Origin of the sequence: Sphaerisporangium sp. NPDC049002, assembly GCF_040649355.1 — a bacterium.
Classification (GTDB): Bacteria; Actinomycetota; Actinomycetes; order Streptosporangiales; family Streptosporangiaceae; genus Sphaerisporangium.
On sequence record NZ_JBEZFH010000041.1, the window covers coordinates 22812 to 40926 of the forward strand.

Consider the following 18115-nt stretch of genomic DNA (forward strand, 5'->3'; position numbering starts at 1 on the left):
GTCCACCTCCTAGGCATAGCCGAGCTAGGTCATTGCGGAAAGACCAGAGTACGGCAGAGCGCGCCGGAACCTTCCCCGATTTATCACTTGAAGGGTCTTTTCTGGGCATACCAGCCCATTCCTCGCCACGCCCGGGGATCGGGCTTTCACGGCTTCTGGCCTGCTAGAAGGCATCACGGCACGACAGGCCAGGAGGTTCGATGACCAGGACCGCCGTACTCCGCTTTCACTCGGCTACCATGCCAGTTTGGAGACGCCGTAATTCGTGCGCTTTTCCGCCATGACTCGCGTTCGTCTCGCAAGGATTGGGGGCCCCGGGGTGTCGCGTCGGCTGGTGAATGTCACGCTGGACAACCTTGACGATCTACCACGCCGCTGCAGGCGGTGTGTCTTCTGGGAGCTCGATCCCGTCAGCGGGGAGCGCGCCCAGATGGTGGGTGATCCAGGGCTCGAAAAGGAGGCCTGGATCTCGGCGACCCTGCTCGAATGGGGGAGTTGCGGCAAGATCTGCTACGTAGACGGGGTACCGGCCGGCTTCGTCCTGTACGCGCCGCCGCTCTACGTGCCCCGGTCGGTGGCGTTCCCGACCTCGCCGGTGAGCGCGGACGCCGTGCTGCTGATGACCGCCCACATCATCCCGGAGTTCTCCGGCGGAGGGCTCGGGCGCATGCTGATCCAGGGAGTGGCGAAGGACCTCACCCGGCGTGGCGTCCGGGCCATCGAGGCGTTCGGCGACCTCAAGTGGGAGCAGCCGGGCTGCGTCCTGCCCGCCGACTATCTGCTCGCGGTCGGTTTCAAGACCGTTCGTCCTCACCCGCGCTTTCCCAGGCTCCGCCTGGAGCTGAAGACGGCGGCCTCGTGGCGTGAGGACGTCGAGGTGGCTCTGGAGCGGCTGCTGGGCTCCATGTCCCCCGAACGGGCGCTTCGCCCCGTCTGAGGCGATCTCAGCCCCTCGGCGGACGGCGGCCGGACCTCACAGAGCCCCCTGCGCCCGTATGCACAGGGGGCTCGGCCGCCCGTAGGAGGCGGAGGTACGGCGCGAGCTCGTACCTCAGGGCGTCTAGATGACGCCGTCGAGCTCGCGGAGCAGCATGGCCTTCGGCTTGGCGCCGATGATCTGCTTCACGACCTCTCCGCCCTTGTAAACGTTCAGCGTCGGAAGCTGGAGCACGCCGTAGTCACGCGGGGTCGCGGGATTCTCGTCGATGTTGATCTTCACGATGGTCAGCTTGTCGGCGTGCTCGGTCGCGATCTCCTGAAGGATCGGCGCGACCTGGCGGCACGGCCCGCACCACTCGGCCCAGAAGTCGACGAGAACGGGCTTGTCGCTATTGAGGACCTCTGCCGCGAAGGTGGCGTCGGTGACTGACTTGATCTCGCCCAAGGTGGTTCTCCCCTTAACTGGTGGCGTGGTCCGAGAGCCAGCGCTCGGCGTCCAGCGACGCCGAGCAGCCGGTGCCCGCGGCGGTGATGGCCTGGCGGTAGGTGTGGTCGACGACGTCGCCGGCCGCGAAGACGCCGTCGATGTTCGTCCTGGTGGTCGGAGTGTCCACCAGGATGTAGCCCTCGTCGTCGAGGTCGAGCTGTCCCTTGAAGAGCTCGCTGCGGGGATCGTGGCCGATCGCGATGAACACGCCGGTCACCGGGAGCTCGGTCTCCTCCCCGGTCTTGAGGTTGCGGATCTTGACGCCGGAGACCTTGGTCTCGCCCAGGACGTCGACGACCTCGCTGTCCCATATGAAACTGATCTTCTCGTTGGCGAAGGCGCGATCCTGCATGATCTTGCTGGCGCGCAGCTCGTCGCGGCGGTGGACCACCGTGACCGACCGGGCGAACCGGCTGAGGAAGGTGGCCTCCTCCATGGCGGTGTCGCCGCCGCCGACGACCACGATGTCCTGGTCGCGGAAGAAGAACCCGTCGCACGTCGCACACCAGGAGACGCCTCGGCCCGAGAGCCGCTTCTCGTTCGGGAGGCCCAGCTCGCGGTATCCCGAGCCGGTGGCGACGACGACCGTCCTCGCCAGGTAGGTCTCCGTGTGGGTCTTGACCACCTTGGGGTTCTGGGTGAGGTCGACCTCGGTGACGTCGTCGGCCAGGAGCTCGGCGCCGAACCGCTCAGCCTGCTTGCGGAAGTTGTCCATCAGCTCGGGGCCGAGGATGCCGTCGGGGAAGCCCGGGAAGTTCTCCACTTCGGTGGTGTTCATGAGCGCGCCACCGGCGGTGACGGAGCCCTCGAACACGAGCGGGCTGAGATCGGCGCGTGCCGCGTAGACCGCGGCCGTATAGCCGGCCGGGCCAGACCCTATGATGATCACATTACGGACGTCGCTCACGCCTCTCGCCTTTCGTGCCCATGGTGGTCGTTCGCTGAGCCGCCTGTGCGCGTCGACACGCCGCTCCGGCTCCTCGTCTCCCTGTTGTTCGATGCAGTGGCGTCAACAGATCCTAGGCGTCCGGGATTCCCTCCACGGCCAAGCGCCTTCCCGGACATGACGAAGTCCCCCGGGATCACCTGCGGGGGACTTCGACGAGATGAATGGAAAGGGCTGTATGCCCAGGTCAGGAGGGCCCTACTGCCAGCGGCCCACGGCAGGCCGCCTCATGTTCTCGCAGTTTCCGTCCACGACGTACACCCAGACGGCGTTGCGGAGACGGTCCTTCCAGAAGGCCATCACCGTGGCCTCGTTGCCCTGGTAGAGGGCCTGGTCGACACCGATCGGCTTGGCGGCGGTCTCTGAGTTGAGCCGCTTCCCGACCCTCTCGGAGATCTTGGTCACGCATCGCGCGACCGCGGGGTCCACGGAGGCGTCGCCTCCCGACCCAGGACCCGTGGCGCCGACGTAGGTCGCCAGAGGGCCGTTGAGCACGTCGCTGGAGTAGTTGAAGCCACTACTGCCGATCACGTAGCGGCGGCTCGCGGTCGTCGGTCCACCATCCGTCGCCCCTGGGCTGGAGGACACGCTTGGCAGGGCCAGGTTTTGACCGGGCCGCACCTCGTCGCCCGAGGCCGAAAGCATGGTCGCCGACACTCCGGCGATCCCGATCACGGCGGCGGCCGCCACGCTCGCCGCCGCGGGCATCGCCCACGAACGGCGCCGCGACGCCTTCCTGCGCCTGGCCGGGACGATCGAGCCGTCGTCGGCCACGACACCCAGCCCCACGATCGCGGGCTCCGGCAGCGATGGCGCTGGTCGTGCCGCCGGCACCACTGGAACGATCGGTGTCGGCGCCGGCCGTGGCGCCGAGGGCGCGGTCTCCCATGGGGAGTCGGCCATGATGCGGTCCCAGTCGGGTGCCTCGTCGAGCCTGAGCCCGCCACCGGCCCGCCTGGTCTCCGCCTCTGCGCCCAGGGCCTTGTCGATGCGGAGCGCGACGCCCATGGGCATCGCGGGAACCGGCATCGCCGCGAGCATCTCGCGTACCGCCGCCAGGTCGGCGAGGCTCTCCCCACAGGGATCGCATACCGCGAGATGCTCGCGGACCCGCACGGCCGTAGCGTCGTCCAGGAGCCCCTCTGCCAGCTCGGCGAGGATCTCCAAGTCGTAGTGCGTATCACCCGTCACGAAGTTCTGCTCCCTTCGCGGATGAGACGCGAGACAGGTCTGATCGGTTCCGCAGATGCGAAAGAATCGGGGCGAGTTTCGCCCGGCCACGCGCGCACCGGCTCTTGATCGTGCCCGTGGGCACCTCAAGCACCTGCGCGGCGTCCTCCACCGAGTAGCCCATCATGTCGACCAGCACCAAGGCTGCTCGCTGGTCGGCGGGAAGGAGCTTGAGCGCGGCCGAGACCTCCATGGAGACGTCTCGCTCACCTGTCTGGTCGGGTATCGGGGTGTCCCGCTCGGCGGCCTCGACGAGCTCGTCGTCGGCTACCGGGCGGATGGACTTGCGGCGCATGCGGTCGAGGCAGGCGTTCACGACGATGCGGTGGAGCCAGGTGGTCACCGCCGCTTCGCCGCGAAAGCTGTCTGCTTTGCGGTAGGCGGAGACGAAGGCGTCCTGAACGGCGTCAGCCGCCTCGTCAGGGTCACCGAGCGTACGCAGCGCCACGGCCCACATGCGATCGCGATGGCGGCGGACGATCTCGCTGAAGGCGTGTGGATCACCGCCGATATGGCTCGTCAGCAGGTCGGCGTCGGACAACGCTGACCGTGCGGCGTGCTGAGCCGCCGGCGGGCTATCGGGAGGAGGGTTCACAACGCGTGTCCTGTTAGGCCGATCCGGGAGAGTGCACGACTACGTCATAGATGGTGCCACGAAACTTCCCCTCAAAGGCCGGAAGGCGCGTAAACCAGATCAAAACGTACTGAGCGCTCGTGGCCTTTTCCGGGGTGAGGGTCACTGTTCCTGAGACATTCTCCTGCTTGGCGGCGGTTTTCAATGAGCTCAGGTCGGGGCTGTCGCCGACCCTGAGCTCGACCGTGGACCCGGGCGTATCACCCAGCGAGACGACCACGTCGGAGATCGTGGTCTGCTTGCCCAGCTCCACAATGAGGCCGACGCCCTTTTTGAGACCGCCGAGTTCGGCGCTCTCGTACTTGTCGGTGTGCCACTCGGTCGAAGGCTTGCCGTCGATGGCCAGGCGGGCGATCTCAGGGTGCTCGGTACGGTCGCTGCCGAGCGGGTCGAAACCGTCGGCCCTCGACGGCTTCACCGTGATGATCTTCGGGGCGGGCGCCTGCGACGCCGAGGAGGACGCCTCGGGCGACGGCGGCCGCTTGCCGAGGCTCTGGCCCAGAGTCCAGGCGCCGATGCCGACCGCGGCGATGACCAGGAGGACCACCACGGTGATCATCGCCCGGTTCGCCATGCCGCCCGAGGGTCGCTGGGCGGCCTGAGACGGAGGGCGATGGGGCACCTGCTGCCGGGGCGGCCTGGTGTGCTCGATGTCCTCGGGCGCCTCGGACCGGAGGCTGAGCGCGGGCGGCATCGCCGACACCGACACCGGAACGGGGGCGGGCCTCGGTACCTCGGCGAGGGCCTCCGCCACGGCGGCGGGGGTCGCGAGCGCGGGCAGCCCGCGCCGGGGCTCCTGCAGCAGGGCCCGGCAGGTGATGGCGTCGAGAAAACCGGGAACACCCGCCGTGACCTGGCGGGGAGTGCAGACCTTGCCGTCGTCGAGCGGGGCCGGCGGGAGGTCGACCTCGCCGTCACCCGGCCAGTGACCGGTCAGCGCGGTGTAGAGCAGGCGGCCGAGGCCCTGGGCGTCCTCACGGGCGGGGTCCTCGCTCTCGATGTCGCAGAGAGAGGCGTCCACGGCCAGGCCGAGAAGCTTGACGGTGCTGCCGGCGGTCCAGATGAGGCGGTCGGGGGTCAGGCAGAGATGGGCCAGCCCAGCCTCGTGAGCGTGGGCGACGGCCTCGGCGGCCTCCGCGACGAGCGCGGCCGCGCGCTCGGGCGCCATCGGCCCCGAGGAGACCATGTCGGTCAGGGTCTCGCCGGTGACCCATTCGCTCACGACGTAGGCCTGCCCGTCCTCCTCGGCGGCGTCGAAGACCTGGGTCAGGCGGGGGTCGGTCAGGCGGCTCGCCCCGCGGGCGGCGGTGACGACCTCGGCCACCCGCTCGAAGTCGGGGGAGAGCGTGAGAACGCAGACGGGCCGCGCGAGCACCTCGTCGATGGCCTTCCACAAGGTGGCGCCACCGGACTCGCTGACGCGGTCTTCCAGGCGGAACCGGTCGGCCAGGCGGCCACCGGGTTCCACGGCCGGGGCGCTCATGTGGCGATCCTCTCCCTGGTCGTGGGCGATGTCCGTGCGAAAACCGCCACGCCCCTCCTGCTCCTTGTCAGCCGGTGGTGCCCGATCTCCACCGTGCACAGGGCACCATGGTAGTCCGGAGCGGGTGCCGCCCGTGTTGCCCTTGGATCACGGGCGAACCGGACTTCCGGGTTACCTATGACTAGCGGCCTACCCGTCCCGCCACAAGTCCAATGATCGAGCTGATTTCGGCGATTCGCAGCCGGTGGGACGCGACCAGGTACATCAGCCCGCCGAGCCCGCCGCCCGCCACCAGCATGATCGTGGAGCTGAGCGGCGACACCCCGGCCAGTTGCTTGGTCGCCCACAGTGCGGCGAGGGCGATGACCGCGGCGGGGATGGCGGCGACGTACATGCGCGACAGGCCGGAGGCGACGACCCTGCCACCGAGCCCGCCGCCCACCTTGCGGCTGGCGAGGGTCCAGGCGACCGCCCCGCCGACCACGTACGCGGCGGTGAAGGCCAGGGCGAGCCCCATGACGATGAGGTGGGGGGGCAGCGTGAGGTACAGGATGAAGCTCAGCAGGGCGTTCACCGCGACGTTGCCCCCCGCGATCAGCGCGGGCGTGCGGGTGTCGCCGAAGCTGTAGAAGACCCGCAGCAGGAGCTGGTAGATCGAGAAGGGGACCAGCGCGAGCCCGAACACCTGGAGCACGTTTCCCATGTTCAGAGCGTCGTCCACCGAGGTGCTGCCGTGGGCGAAGATCAGCACGGTCACCGCAGGGCCCAGCACCATGAGCAGCAGCCCCGACGGCACGATCACCGAGCAGACCAGCCGCACGCCGGAGGCGAACTCCTCACGGATGGCGCCCAGCTCACCCTCGTGTACGTACCGGCTCATCCTCGGGAGCATCGCGGTGATCACCGAGACGGCGATGATGCCGTAGGGGAGCTGGAACAGCTGGAAGGCGTAGCTGTACGACGCGATGCCGGCGACATGGCCGGCCTTCTGCTCGAGCGCCTTGGCGGTGGCACCCGTGGCCAGGTTGGTGGTGACGATGTAGCCGACCTGGTTGAACCCGACGAAGGCGAGCGTCCACACGCCCGCCCTGCCCATCTCGCCGAGCCGCGCGTTGCGCAGGTCGAACCGGGGCACGAACCGGAACCCCACACGGTGTACGGCGACGATGAGGACGATCGACTGGATCACGATGCCGGCCGTGGTGCCGATGCCGAGAAGGGCCAGGTCGGACGATGTGACCGCCTCGATGTCGCCGCCCGCGTGGCTGACGAAGTGGTAGAAGAGGCCGACCGCGATGACCACGAGGTTGTTGAGCACGGGCGCCCACATCGGCGCCGCGAACCGGTCGCGGGTGTTCAAGATGGCGCCGGCGATCGCGCCGATGCCGAAGAACGCGATCTGGGGAAGGATGAAGCGCGCCAGCGTGGTGGCGACCTGGGCGCTGCGGGGATCCAGGTCGGTGGTGAGGAGCGCGATGAGCAGCGGGGCGCACAGCACCCCGAGCACGGCGATGGCCAGCAGCGCCATCGTGGCCACGGTCATCAGCCGCTGCTCGTAGGCCCGGCCGCCGTCGGCGTCGTGCTTCTGCGCCTTGACGATCATCGGGACGATCACACTGCTGAGCACACCTCCGATGAGGAGGTCGAACAGGATGAACGGGATCGTGTAGGCGACGTTGTAGGCGTCGCCCAGGGCCGCGACGCCGATGGCCGACGCGAGCACGGCCGTACGTACGAAGCCGGTCAGGCGGGACACCATGGTGCCCGCGGCCATGACCGCGCTGGCGCGCAACATCCGGCTCATGAAGGCCCCTCTCGATGTTGTGCGGGTTCCGGTACGGCTCGCGGGCCGGTCCGCCCCGGCCTGCGGCCCTTCGCGGAGCGCCGGGCGTGGCGGCGCAGGACGCGCAGCATCACGGCGGCGAGCACCACGGTGAGGGCGGCCCCCACGATCACCAGGACGATCGCGGTGTAACCGGTCATGCGAACGGTCACCTCGACCGGAAGGCCGTAGCGCACGCCGCTCTCGCTGGTGAGCTGCACCTTGACCGTCGTCTGGCCGTCGCCGTTGCCCATCATCGGGATGTCCAGCGACCTGGTCTTGCCCGGGCTGATGGTGACCGGAGACTCGTACGTGCCGATCGTGAGGAGCTTGCGGTTGCCGGACGTGATCTTCACGCCGACCGTGACCTCCTCGTCCTGGAGGTCGTTGCGGATGCTGATCGGGACGATGCCGTTCTTCCCCGCGAGCGTGCGCTGCTCTCCCGTGGAGACGGAGATCGCGTCGGTGCGCTCGCTGACGGCCGAGTCGATCTGCTTGAGCAGCGGGTTCGCGCTGCCCGTGCGGCCACGCCAGGCCGTCGAGGTGAGCCTCAGCAGGGCGGTGTCGAAGACCCTGCGGTGGTCCTTGGTGACGGTGGCGGTGAGCTCCGCGCGGTTGCTGAGCTTCTTGACGTCGCTGATGTAGGACTTGGCGAGCTCGGCCTGCTCGTCCTTGTCGGTGTACACCAGGTCGGTGCGGGGCACGCCGTCCTTCGGCGGCTTGACGGAGCTCAGGGAGACCGGCTTGAGCCACGGCGCGGAGGCCGCAGTCTTCAGCACGGTGGTGACGAAGGCCGGGTCGGGATTCCAGCGGCGGGGCGGCGCGGCGATGACCGAACGCGCCTCCTCCGGCCGTTCGGCGCTGATCATCGCGGTCTCGGCGAGGAACCGCTGGCTGATGAGGGTGGTGGTGCCGGGAGCGGTCGTGCCGGTCGTCGTGAGGAGCTGGCTGAGCACGGGATCGGCGAGCAGCACGTTGACACTGCCCTGGACGGTCGCGAGCGAGGTGGCGGCGTCGGGCGTGTAGGCCGGCGGAGGGCTTGCGGGAAGGGCCGTGGAGGAGAGCAGCACCGTGCGGACGTCGCCTACGGCCAGCACGTCGAGGGCGTCGTGGTCGATCACGCCGCCGACCGGCCAGTTGGTGGCGGTGCCCACCTCCTTGCCGAGCAGGTCGCTCGCGACGGAGGCGCCCTTGTCGATCGCGATGCCCGTGGCGGTGTCGAGCCCCTGGTGGCTCACGGCGGCGACGTCGGGGTCGGCGTACGGGGTGGCGATGACGGGAACCTTGGCGAGCGAGGCGCGCAGCCTCTGCAGCCACTGCGCGACACCCTGGTCGGCGGTCTTCCTCGTCGTGGCCGTGCCCGTCTTGAGGCTGTAGTCCTTGGACATGGCCTGCGCGTCGTCGAGGAGGGCCGGATCGACGAACCAGCTCACGCCCTTGGACGGCGTCTCAGCGATCTTCAGGACCTTGCCCAGGCGCCCGTCGTCGGCGACCGCCTGCCGCAGGCCGTCGTCGACGAAGGTGGCGTCGTCGCCGCGATGCGGCTGGTCGACGATGGGAAGCGCCCAGGCGATCTTGGTGCGGGTGATCGGCTGGTCCTTCGGTGCGTACGGAAGGAACGTGCGCTGGGAGGCCAGCGGCCGGCCCACGCCGTCCACGAGCTCGATCGTCAGGGGGTAGACCCCGAACCGGACCATCCCCAGCGAGGCCGGGGTGACGTTGAACTCCCAGGGGAGCTTGCCCGAGGCGGGGAGCTGGCTCACGTAGACCGTGCTCCGCGAGGAGTCGAGGATCTGGCCGCCGTCGGCGAACGCCTGCATCTCGGTGCGGTTGGCGAACGGCTGTCGCGAGAAGCGCAGCCGGACCGAGACCCCCGCGAAAGCGGTCGCGCCGGTGTTGGTGACCGAACCCGAGATCGAGATGGGTGTGGCCGGCTCGCGGGGCGCCTGCGGTGTTATGGAGTCCACCACTATCTGGGCGTCCTGACGGCTGGAAGCCGGCGCGCTCGTGATCCCCCTCGTCTCCGCGGTACTAGTGGAGGTCGTGCCCACGGGGCCCGTGACGGCCCCCGGGGCGATGGCGGCACTGGCGATGGCCGCCGGGGCGATGAGGAACGCGGCGGTCAGAACGGAGATCAGGGCGGCTCCGCGGGTCACGTGCCGGCCAGGGGTGGAGTTCGGCGCACGCCCAGAATGGTATGGCCTAAAGCAGAGCGGGCGGCGATTCGCAGCGGGGGAGGCCCATCACGGGCCGTACTTCCCGGGAGCCGGGCATCCGCACGGTCCTGTGCCGCGCCGCCTGGAGGTCCACGTACTTCCCCGGGGTGAGTGTGAGCAGGTCAAGGGCCCTCAGCCGCAGGGCCGTACGGCGCTCCCCGGTGGGGGTGTACACCAGGTCGTCGGGGTCATGCGAGTCCGCCAGGCGCTCGTCGATCAGTACGGTGAGTTCATCCGGGAGCAGGAGGGGTGACACCGATGTGGCGGCGTAGTCGGTGGCGGAGTTGACCAGGAAAGCGGGCGCCGGCCGCACCCGCCGCGCGCCGAGCAGCGCGCCGACGGCGCCGGGCCGAGGGGGTGAGGCGACCGTCGTGACCACGGCCACGGGCTCGCGTGAGCTGCGCGTCGTCACCTCGAACACCGTGACCCGGATGCACGAACCAGGCTCGACGCCGAGAATTTCGGGGAGGTCGTCGGCGCACGTCAAGGCGCGCGGAAGCCGTACGATCTCATGGTGGATCTGGTGGGACAGGAGCCGGCGGTGGATCGCGAGGGCGTCTTTCATCTCTCGTGCTCCTTGTCTTGTCCGGGTGCCCCCGACAGATCTGCGACTGACCGTAACCTGGTGATCGCATGGGGCGTGTTCCCGGGCGGGTTACACCAGGGCTAGCGCGGAGATTCTCTTCCGTAACCGAAGGACCTACCCAGCTTGTCCGTCTCAAATCTGAGCGTTAGTCAGCAGAGGGCCGTGATCGACCTATTCCGGCGGATTGCCCCAGTCGCCGATGAGCTCGGCGAGCTGTTCGCCACGCATGGGCACGAGCTCGCCGTCGTCGGCGGGTCGGTCCGCGACGTCTTTCTCGGGCGCATCGGGAACGACCTCGACCTGACCACCGACGCCCGCCCCGAGCGGGTGCTGGAGATGGTCAAGGGATGGGCCGACTCCATCTGGACCATCGGCATCGACTTCGGCACGGTGGGCGTCCGCAAGGGCAGCTGGGTCCTGGAGATCACCACCTACCGCAGCGAGTCGTACGATCCGAAGTCCCGCAAGCCCGAGGTGGTCTACGGCGAGACCCTCGAAGCCGACCTCGAACGACGCGACTTCGCGATCAACGCGATGGCGGTGCGGCTGCCGGGGCACGAGTTCGTCGACCCCTACGGCGGGCTGTCCGACCTCGCCGCGAAGGTCCTGCGCACCCCGGGCACCCCCGAGGCCTCCTTCGACGACGACCCGCTGAGGATGCTGCGGGCGGCGCGCTTCGCCTCCCAGCTCGGCTTCGCCGTCGATCCGCCGGTCGTCGCCGCCATGACCTCGATGGCCGACCGCATCGAGATCGTCTCCGCCGAGCGCATCCGTGACGAGCTCGACAAGCTGATCTGCGGCGAGCACCCGAGGGAAGGCCTGGGCCTGCTGGTGGACACCGGCCTCGCCGCCCATGTGCTGCCCGAACTGCCCAAGCTGCGCCTGGAGATCGACGAGCACCACCGGCACAAGGACGTCTACGAGCACACGCTCATCGTGCTGGAGCAGGCGATCGCGCTGGAGGCGGCCGGCGCCGACCGCGTGCTCCGCTGGGCGGCGCTGCTGCACGACATCGGCAAGCCCAAGACCCGGCGGTTCGAGGAGGCAGGCCGGGTCTCCTTCCACCACCACGAGGTGGTCGGCGCCCAGATGACCAAGAAGCGCCTCGCCGAGCTGCGGTTCCCCAAGGACGTCGTGGCCGACGTCTCGCGCCTGGTCGAGCTGCACCTGCGTTTCCACGGCTACGGCACCGGCGAGTGGACCGACTCGGCCGTGCGCCGCTACGTACGCGACGCCGGGCACCTCGTCGAGCGGCTGCACAAGCTGACCAGGGCCGACTGCACGACCCGCAACAAGCGCAAGGCCCAGGAGCTGTCACGCACCTATGACGACCTGGAGGAGCGCATCGCCCGCCTCGCCGACGAGGAGGAGCTGGCGAAGATGCGGCCCGAGCTCGACGGCAACGAGATCCAGAAGATCCTCGGTGTCGGTCCCGGGCCCGTGGTCGGCAAGGCCTACAAGTTCCTGCTTGAGATGCGCCTCGACGAGGGCGTCGTCGGCAAGGAGGCCGCCACGGCGGCACTGGTGGAGTGGGCGCGCGGCCAGGGCGTCGTCCCCGGCTGAGCCCTTCGCCCGTTCATGGGCCGGCCGGGTCGTCCACAGGTGGACGGCTGTTTCGCGGGGTCGTCCACAGGCCGGGCCGGTCCTCGTGGCGGGGTACGCGGCCGGGGTTAGGGTGACCGAGTGGACGCCCGAACGCTGACCGATCTCGACCGCAGACACCTGTGGCACCCCTATGCCCAGGCCTTTCCCGCCGTCCCCGCACACCCCGTCGTGAGGGCCGAGGGTGTGCGGCTGACCCTCGCGGACGGCCGTGAGCTGGTCGACGGCATGTCGTCCTGGTGGGCGGCGATCCACGGCTACAACCATCCGCGTCTCAATGCCGCCGCCCGCGAGCAGCTCGACGACATGGCCCATGTGATGTTCGGCGGCCTCACCCACGAGCCCGCCGTGCGGCTGGGGCGGCGGCTGGCGGAGATGACGGGCCTTCCGAAGGTGTTCCTCGCCGACTCCGGGTCGGTGGCCGTCGAGGTGGCCATCAAGGCGGCGATCCAGTGCACGGGCAGGAGCCGCCTGCTCACCGTCAGGGGCGGCTACCACGGCGACACGTTCGGCGCCATGTCGGTGTGCGACCCGGTCAACGGCATGCACCACCTGTTCAGCGGCGTCCTTCCCCAGCACGTCTTCGCGGACAGGCCACCGGGCGGCTACGGCCGGCGTCCGGGAGGCTCCGAGGATCATGAGGTCGACGAGGCCTATCTCGGCCATCTGGCGGACCTGGTGGCACAACATGCCGGTGAGCTGGCGGCGATCATCGTGGAGCCCGTGGTGCAGGGAGCGGGCGGCATGCGCTTCTATCACCCGGCCTATCTCCGGAGGCTGCGTGAGCTGGCCGACGAGCACGGCGTCCTGCTCATCGCCGACGAGATCGCGACGGGCTTCGGCCGCACGGGCGAGATGTTCGGCTGTGACCACGCGGGCGTCAGGCCCGACATCATGTGCGTCGGCAAGGCGCTGACCGGCGGCTATCTGACCCTGGCGGCCACGCTCTGCACCCTGGAGGTGGCCGAGCGGGTCGGCGTGCTGATGCACGGGCCGACGTTCATGGGCAATCCCCTGGCGGCGGCCGTCGCCGACGCCTCACTGGCCCTGCTGCATGAGCGCCCCTGGCGAGACGAGGTCAAGCGCATCGAGGCCGGCCTGGTCGAGGGGCTGGCCGGCGCGGCCGGCGCTCCCGGAGTGAGGGATGTCAGAGTGCTCGGGGCGATCGGCGTGATCGAGACGGTGCACCCCGTGGACACCTCGAAGGTCCAGGACATCGTGATGGAGCACGGCGTCTGGCTGCGGCCCTTCGGGCACCTCGTCTACACGATGCCGCCCTACACGATCGATCCCGACGATCTGGCACGCGTCACCACCGCGATGACGGCGGCCGCGGCCACATTGCCGGCCTAAGTGATGCCGCGGGGTCGCGCGGTTACTGGGTGACCCTTTGGGGGGAGAGGGGGGTGGCCTTTCCGGCGATCAGGCGGTAGCCGAGGGCGCTGAGGACGTATCCCACCGAGGCGATCACCAGCACGAGGTAGGACTTGCCGTTGGCCGGGAGGATCAGCGCCACCACGGAGGCCGCCAGCACGAGCATGCCGTTGAAGAGCATGTCGTAGATCGAGAACACCCGGCCCAGATAGGCGTCCTCGACGTCGCGCTGCACGATCGTGTCGGTGCAGATCTTCACGCTCTGCCCGGTGACGCCCAGGACGAAGCCCCCCGCGAGGAACCCCACCTGCTGGAACGGCAGGCAGAGCAGCAGCTCAAGCACCCCGCCCGTGGCGAGCATGATCGGGATCCACGTCTCGGGACGGAAGCGCTCGGTGGCCCACGGGGTGATCAGCGCGGCCACGAAGAAGCCGAGGCCCGAGGTGGCGAGCACCCCTGTGATGTGGCTCAGGCCCGCCTCGACGTCCGTGGTGAAGTAGAACCGGTAGAGCATCACGGTCATGACGATGAACATGCCGTACAGGAACCGGTGGGCGCCCATGCTGGCCAGTGCCGCGGCAGGGGCCCTCAGGCGCACGATGTGACGGGCACCGTCGATCATGCCGGTGACCACGTTGCGTACGGCCTCGCGGGCCTGCGGCCGGTTCGGGTCGTACGAGGGCCCGAGCAGGGCCCTCCGCATCGTGGAGGCGATCAGCGAGCTCAGACCGAAGACCACGCCCGAGACGACCAGCAGCATGGCCGTACCGCTGTGCTCGGCGCCGAACAGGAGGCGGAGCAGGAACCCGATCCCGGCCCCGATGAACGTGACGATCGTGCCCGAGGTCGGGGTGACGGCGTTGGCCAGCATCAGGCGCTCGCCCTCGACCACGTGGGGAAGCGCGGCGCTGAGAGCAGAAAGGAAGAAGCGGTTGACCCCGAGCACCGCGAGTGCGGCGCCGTAGAAGCACCAGTCGGGGGCGTTCAGCGCGACCAGCAGGGCGGCCAGGATCAGCAGGACCCCGCGGACCACCGGCGCGATCACCAGGATCTGGCGGCGCGACCAGCGGTCGATGAACACCCCGGCGAACGGGCCGAGGATCGAGTAGGGAAGCAGGAGGACGGCGAACGCGACGGCCGCTTCGGCCGCGCTGGTCTGCTTCTCAGGCATGAAGAAGGCGTAGCCCGCCACGGCGAACTGGAACACGCCGTCGGAGAACTGCGAGACCAGGCGGGTGGCGAACAGACGTCTGAAGTCCCGGCCTCGAAGGACGGCACGAAGGTCGGAGACGTAGGACACGCGGGTCAGCCTACTGGCCCGGTGTCGAAGGCCACATCGGGAACATCCCCGATATGCCCCAAGGGGAGAACGCCCACCGCTTCGGTCGAGCGTGGTGGAAAGCGGCTTTCACCGGGGTCTGGTCGATTACCACGCCGTTGATCCAGTCGCGTCCCATTCCGGTTCGCCCGAGGTAGACGCTTGGTCCACCTGGGAGGACCTTTCCTTATCCGGGGATGACGCTTGTCCAGCGAACGGGCCTGACGGAGGGCCGGGCGCATGACCTGAGCACACATGATCACGTACCCTCGATCGAGTGACCAATGACGAACAGGTCGTGCTCGTGAACGCCGAAGGCGAGGCCATCGGCACCGCTCCCAAGTCCGCTGTGCACGGCGCCGACACGCCCCTGCACTTGGCGTTCTCCTGCTATGTCTTCGACGGCGAGGGAAGGGTCCTTCTGACCCGGCGCGCGTCCCACAAGCGCACCTGGCCGGGGGTGTGGACGAACAGTTGCTGCGGGCACCCTCTGCCGGGTGAGCCTCCCGTGGAGGCGGTCGTCCGCAGGCTCTCCTACGAGCTCGGGCTCGCCGCCGACAGCCTCGAACTGATGCTCCCCACGTTCGCCTACCGCGCGGTGATGCAGGACGGGACGGTGGAGCACGAGATGTGCCCGGTCTACCGGGCCATCGTCTCCAGCGATCCGCGGCCCAATCCGGACGAGGTCGGGGAGACCCGGTGGATGCCCTGGAAGGAGTTCACCAACGACGTCATGAGCGGGCTGCTCGCGATCTCTCCGTGGTGCGGTGAGCAGGTGCCACTGCTCCTCGCTCTCGGCGCCGACCCCGCCGCCTGGGAGGCCGCCGACCCGGCCGACCTGCCCCCAGCGGCCAGAAGCCCTCGATAGGACCTCCCAATACACGAAGAAGCGCCCGGATGATTCCGGACGCTTCCTCATCTCTGTGCCGGCGTCTCTGTGCCGGCGGCGGCCCCGCGCGGGCCACTGTTCGCGTACGGCCGCCGTCGGGCGCTCCCCGGGTGGGTCAGCGCTCGATCTCGCCGCGGATGAACTTCTCGACCCACTCGCGGGCGTCGTCGTCGGAGTACTGCTCCGGCGGTGACTTCATGAAGTAGGACGAAGCCGACAGGATCGGCCCCCCGATGCCGCGGTCCATGGCGATCTTCGCGGCGCGCACCGCGTCGATGATGACGCCGGCGGAGTTGGGGGAGTCCCAGACCTCCAGCTTGTACTCCAGGTTCAGCGGGGTGTCGCCGAAGGACCTGCCCTCAAGGCGGACATAGGCCCACTTACGGTCGTCCAGCCACGGCACGTGGTCCGACGGGCCGATGTGGACGTCGGCCTTGGCCATCTCGTGCGGGATCTGCGACGTGACGGACTGCGTCTTGGAGATCTTCTTCGACTGGAGGCGCTTGCGCTCCAGCATGTTCATGAAGTCCATGTTGCCGCCGAAGTTGAGCTGGTACGTGCGCAGCAGCTCGACGCCGCGGTCCTCGAAGAGCTTGGCCATGACGCGGTGGGTGATGGTCGCGCCGACCTGGGACTTGATGTCGTCGCCGACGATCGGGACGCCGGCGTCGGTGAACTTCTGCGCCCAGACCGGGTCGGAGGCGATGAAGACCGGGAGCGCGTTGACGAAGGCCACGCCCGCGTCGATGGCGCACTGGGCGTAGAAGCGGTCGGCCTCCTCGGACCCCACGGGAAGGTAGGACACCAGGACGTCGACCCTGGCCTCCTTGAGCACCGCCACAACGTCGGCCGGAGACTCGTCGGACTCCTCGATCATCTCGCGGTAGTACTCGCCGAGACCGTCGTAGGTCGGGCCACGCTGCACCGTGACGCCCGTGGGCGGCACGTCGCAGATCTTGATCGTGTTGTTCTCCGAGGCCACGATCGCCTCGGACAGGTCGCGGCCGACCTTCTTGGCGTCGACGTCGAACGCCGCGACGAACTCCACGTCACCGACGTGGTAGTCGCCGAACTGGACGTGCATCAGGCCCGGCACCCGGCTGGCGGGGTCGGCGTCCTTGTAGAACTGCACACCCTGCACCAGCGCCGCGGCACAGTTGCCGACTCCGACGATGGCTACGCGCACGGAACCCATCGCACTCGCTCCTTTACTCATTCGTCTTATCAGGAACGGGCTCGGCGTCCTGCGCCCCCGCCCTGTCCGCTCTTGGCCGGACGGCTTGCGCTCGTTCGGTATCGATCAGCTCGTTCAGCCAGCGCACTTCACGCTCGACTGATTCCAAACCGTGGCGCTGTAATTCCAAGGTGTAACTGTCCAACCGCTCACGCGTGCGGGCGAGAGCCGTGCGAACCCCGTCGAGTCGCTCTTCCAAGCGGCTTCTGCGACCTTCAAGGATGCGCAGCCGTACCTCGGCCTCGGTGTGGCGGAAAAAGGCGAAGTGGACGCCGAAACTCTCGTCTTCCCAGGAGGAGGGCCCCGCCTGGGTGAGCATCTCGTGCAGGCGCTCCTTGCCCTCGGCCGTCAGCTTGTAGACGATCTTCGACCGCCGGCCGGTGAGTGGCAGAGAGGTGTCGCGGGGGGTCTGCGTGGGGGTGCATGGACCGCCCTCGTCCGGCGCCTCCTCCGCGATGAGACCGTCGGCCAGAAGCTGCCGAAGGCACGGATAGAGCGAGCCGTAGGAGAACGCACGAAACATGCCGAGCAGGGCATTGAGCCGTTTCCGCAGCTCATAGCCGTGTAAGGGAGTCTCGTGAAGCGAGCCGAGCACGGCCAGTTCCAGGACTCCGCCCCTGCTGACCGCCACTGGAACCGCCCCCTCTCGCATCGATGTGCTCTGCCGATGTATCGAGTCGATACATCCAGAGGATACGTCGCGTCGGCATAGTGTGCAATCGGCAAAAGCTCAAGCGGTTGGGCGGAATAGTCAAAAAAGTCGTAGTCTGACGCTCATGTGGTCACAGCGAGGGGTCGTGGACTACGGCCTCGCGAAGCGGGCGACCGTACAGTCGCTCCGCTCCGGTCGCGCGGCCAGGAGCGACGTGTGCGATGCGCATCCCTACCTTCTGCGTGCCGCCAGGTATCACGGTGAGCCCACCGAGCGCGTCTGCCCAATATGCGAATGCCGGAACGTGACCCATGTCACATATGTCTATGGCGACCAGCTAGGCCGCGGTGCGGGTCGTGTAAAAGCCACGTCAGACCTTGTTCAGATGGCCCACGAATACGAGGAATTCCGGGTCTACGTTGTTGAGGTCTGCCAAGGTTGTTCATGGAATCACCTGACGGTTTCCTTCGTCCTAGGCAACGGCGGGCCACCGGGCAACTCCGGCAAAGACGGACAGACCGCGGAGACGTAGTCCAGCGAAGTCGAGCTTCACGGCTCAGGAGGCACGCCTCTCCGCCTGACGCTGACAGACGTCGAAGACCCTCCAGATCGCCAGATGACCCAACGAGGACGCGTGAGTTACAGCAGCTATGGCTCCGAGCCGACCGGCCGCCCCGACCCAGTCGAGGGCCCCGGCGGACCA

16 protein-coding genes are annotated in these 18115 nt (G+C 68.6%); 5 read left to right on the forward strand and 11 right to left on the reverse strand.

Annotation, left to right across the window (positions count from 1 at the left end; all coding sequences use genetic code 11):
* Positions 1-319 precede the first annotated feature (319 nt).
* Complete coding sequence (locus AB0B89_RS11605; RefSeq protein WP_358551213.1) at positions 320-937, forward strand: GNAT family N-acetyltransferase; 618 nt, start codon at positions 320-322, stop codon at positions 935-937.
* Between the two features lie 123 nt (positions 938-1060).
* Here the strand turns inward: AB0B89_RS11605 and trxA are convergent, their stop codons facing one another.
* The 8 genes from trxA to AB0B89_RS11645 form a co-directional block, all read right to left on the reverse strand.
* Complete coding sequence (trxA, locus tag AB0B89_RS11610) at positions 1061-1384, reverse strand: thioredoxin (protein ID WP_358551215.1); 324 nt, start codon at positions 1382-1384, stop codon at positions 1061-1063.
* A gap of 13 nt (positions 1385-1397) precedes the next feature.
* The gene (trxB, locus tag AB0B89_RS11615) at positions 1398-2333 is read right to left on the reverse strand and encodes a thioredoxin-disulfide reductase (protein ID WP_358551217.1); all 936 of its coding nucleotides are present in this window, start codon (positions 2331-2333) and stop codon (positions 1398-1400) included.
* A 237-nt stretch (positions 2334-2570) separates the two neighbouring features.
* Positions 2571-3563, reverse strand: a complete 993-nt coding sequence (locus tag AB0B89_RS11620) for a zf-HC2 domain-containing protein (protein ID WP_358551219.1) — start codon at positions 3561-3563, stop codon at positions 2571-2573.
* The gene (sigM, locus tag AB0B89_RS11625) at positions 3553-4197 is read right to left on the reverse strand and encodes an RNA polymerase sigma factor SigM (protein WP_358551221.1); all 645 of its coding nucleotides are present in this window, start codon (positions 4195-4197) and stop codon (positions 3553-3555) included. The genes AB0B89_RS11620 and sigM overlap by 11 nt, the downstream gene beginning before the upstream one ends.
* Before the next feature lie 13 nt (positions 4198-4210).
* Entirely contained in the window at positions 4211-5719 is a 1509-nt protein-coding gene (locus AB0B89_RS11630; RefSeq protein ID WP_358551223.1) for a protein kinase family protein, read from the reverse strand.
* Between the two features lie 181 nt (positions 5720-5900).
* A complete protein-coding gene (murJ, locus tag AB0B89_RS11635; RefSeq protein WP_358551225.1) occupies positions 5901-7523 on the reverse strand; it encodes a murein biosynthesis integral membrane protein MurJ in 1623 nt (540 codons plus the stop codon).
* On the reverse strand, positions 7520-9697 hold the full coding sequence (locus AB0B89_RS11640; RefSeq protein ID WP_358551227.1) for a DUF6049 family protein: 2178 nt from the start codon (positions 9695-9697) through the stop codon (positions 7520-7522). Before AB0B89_RS11640 ends, murJ begins: the two co-directional genes overlap by 4 nt.
* 46 nt (positions 9698-9743) lie before the next feature.
* Positions 9744-10322 carry a YbaK/EbsC family protein gene (locus AB0B89_RS11645; RefSeq protein ID WP_358551228.1) on the reverse strand — a complete coding sequence of 193 codons (579 nt, stop codon included), beginning with the start codon at positions 10320-10322 and terminating at the stop codon, positions 9744-9746.
* Between the two features lie 159 nt (positions 10323-10481).
* Between AB0B89_RS11645 and AB0B89_RS11650 the strand changes: the two genes are divergently transcribed.
* Entirely contained in the window at positions 10482-11906 is a 1425-nt protein-coding gene (locus tag AB0B89_RS11650; RefSeq protein ID WP_358551248.1) for a CCA tRNA nucleotidyltransferase, read from the forward strand.
* Between the two features lie 120 nt (positions 11907-12026).
* Positions 12027-13298: an adenosylmethionine--8-amino-7-oxononanoate transaminase gene (locus AB0B89_RS11655; protein WP_358551230.1), complete on the forward strand. Its 1272-nt coding sequence runs from the start codon at positions 12027-12029 to the stop codon at positions 13296-13298.
* Positions 13299-13320: 22 nt separating this feature from the next.
* Here AB0B89_RS11655 and AB0B89_RS11660 read toward each other — a convergent pair whose 3' ends face one another.
* Positions 13321-14619, reverse strand: a complete 1299-nt coding sequence (locus tag AB0B89_RS11660; RefSeq protein ID WP_358551232.1) for an MFS transporter — start codon at positions 14617-14619, stop codon at positions 13321-13323.
* Positions 14620-14914: 295 nt separating this feature from the next.
* Here AB0B89_RS11660 and idi point away from each other — a divergent pair, with 295 nt between their 5' ends.
* The gene (gene idi, locus AB0B89_RS11665) at positions 14915-15505 is read left to right on the forward strand and encodes an isopentenyl-diphosphate Delta-isomerase (protein ID WP_358551234.1); all 591 of its coding nucleotides are present in this window, start codon (positions 14915-14917) and stop codon (positions 15503-15505) included.
* Positions 15506-15641: 136 nt separating this feature from the next.
* Here idi and AB0B89_RS11670 read toward each other — a convergent pair whose 3' ends face one another.
* Both AB0B89_RS11670 and AB0B89_RS11675 read right to left on the reverse strand, forming a co-directional pair.
* Positions 15642-16721, reverse strand: a complete 1080-nt coding sequence (locus tag AB0B89_RS11670) for an inositol-3-phosphate synthase (protein WP_358551236.1) — start codon at positions 16719-16721, stop codon at positions 15642-15644.
* Between the two features lie 13 nt (positions 16722-16734).
* Positions 16735-17391, reverse strand: a complete 657-nt coding sequence (locus AB0B89_RS11675; RefSeq protein WP_358551238.1) for a PadR family transcriptional regulator — start codon at positions 17389-17391, stop codon at positions 16735-16737.
* 145 nt (positions 17392-17536) lie between these two features.
* On the opposite strand from AB0B89_RS11675, the gene AB0B89_RS11680 reads away from it, so the two are divergent.
* Positions 17537-17944 (forward strand): DUF5318 family protein, encoded by a 408-nt coding sequence (locus AB0B89_RS11680; RefSeq protein ID WP_358551240.1) that lies wholly within the window; start codon positions 17537-17539, stop codon positions 17942-17944.
* The last annotated feature ends 171 nt before the right edge of the window (positions 17945-18115 follow it).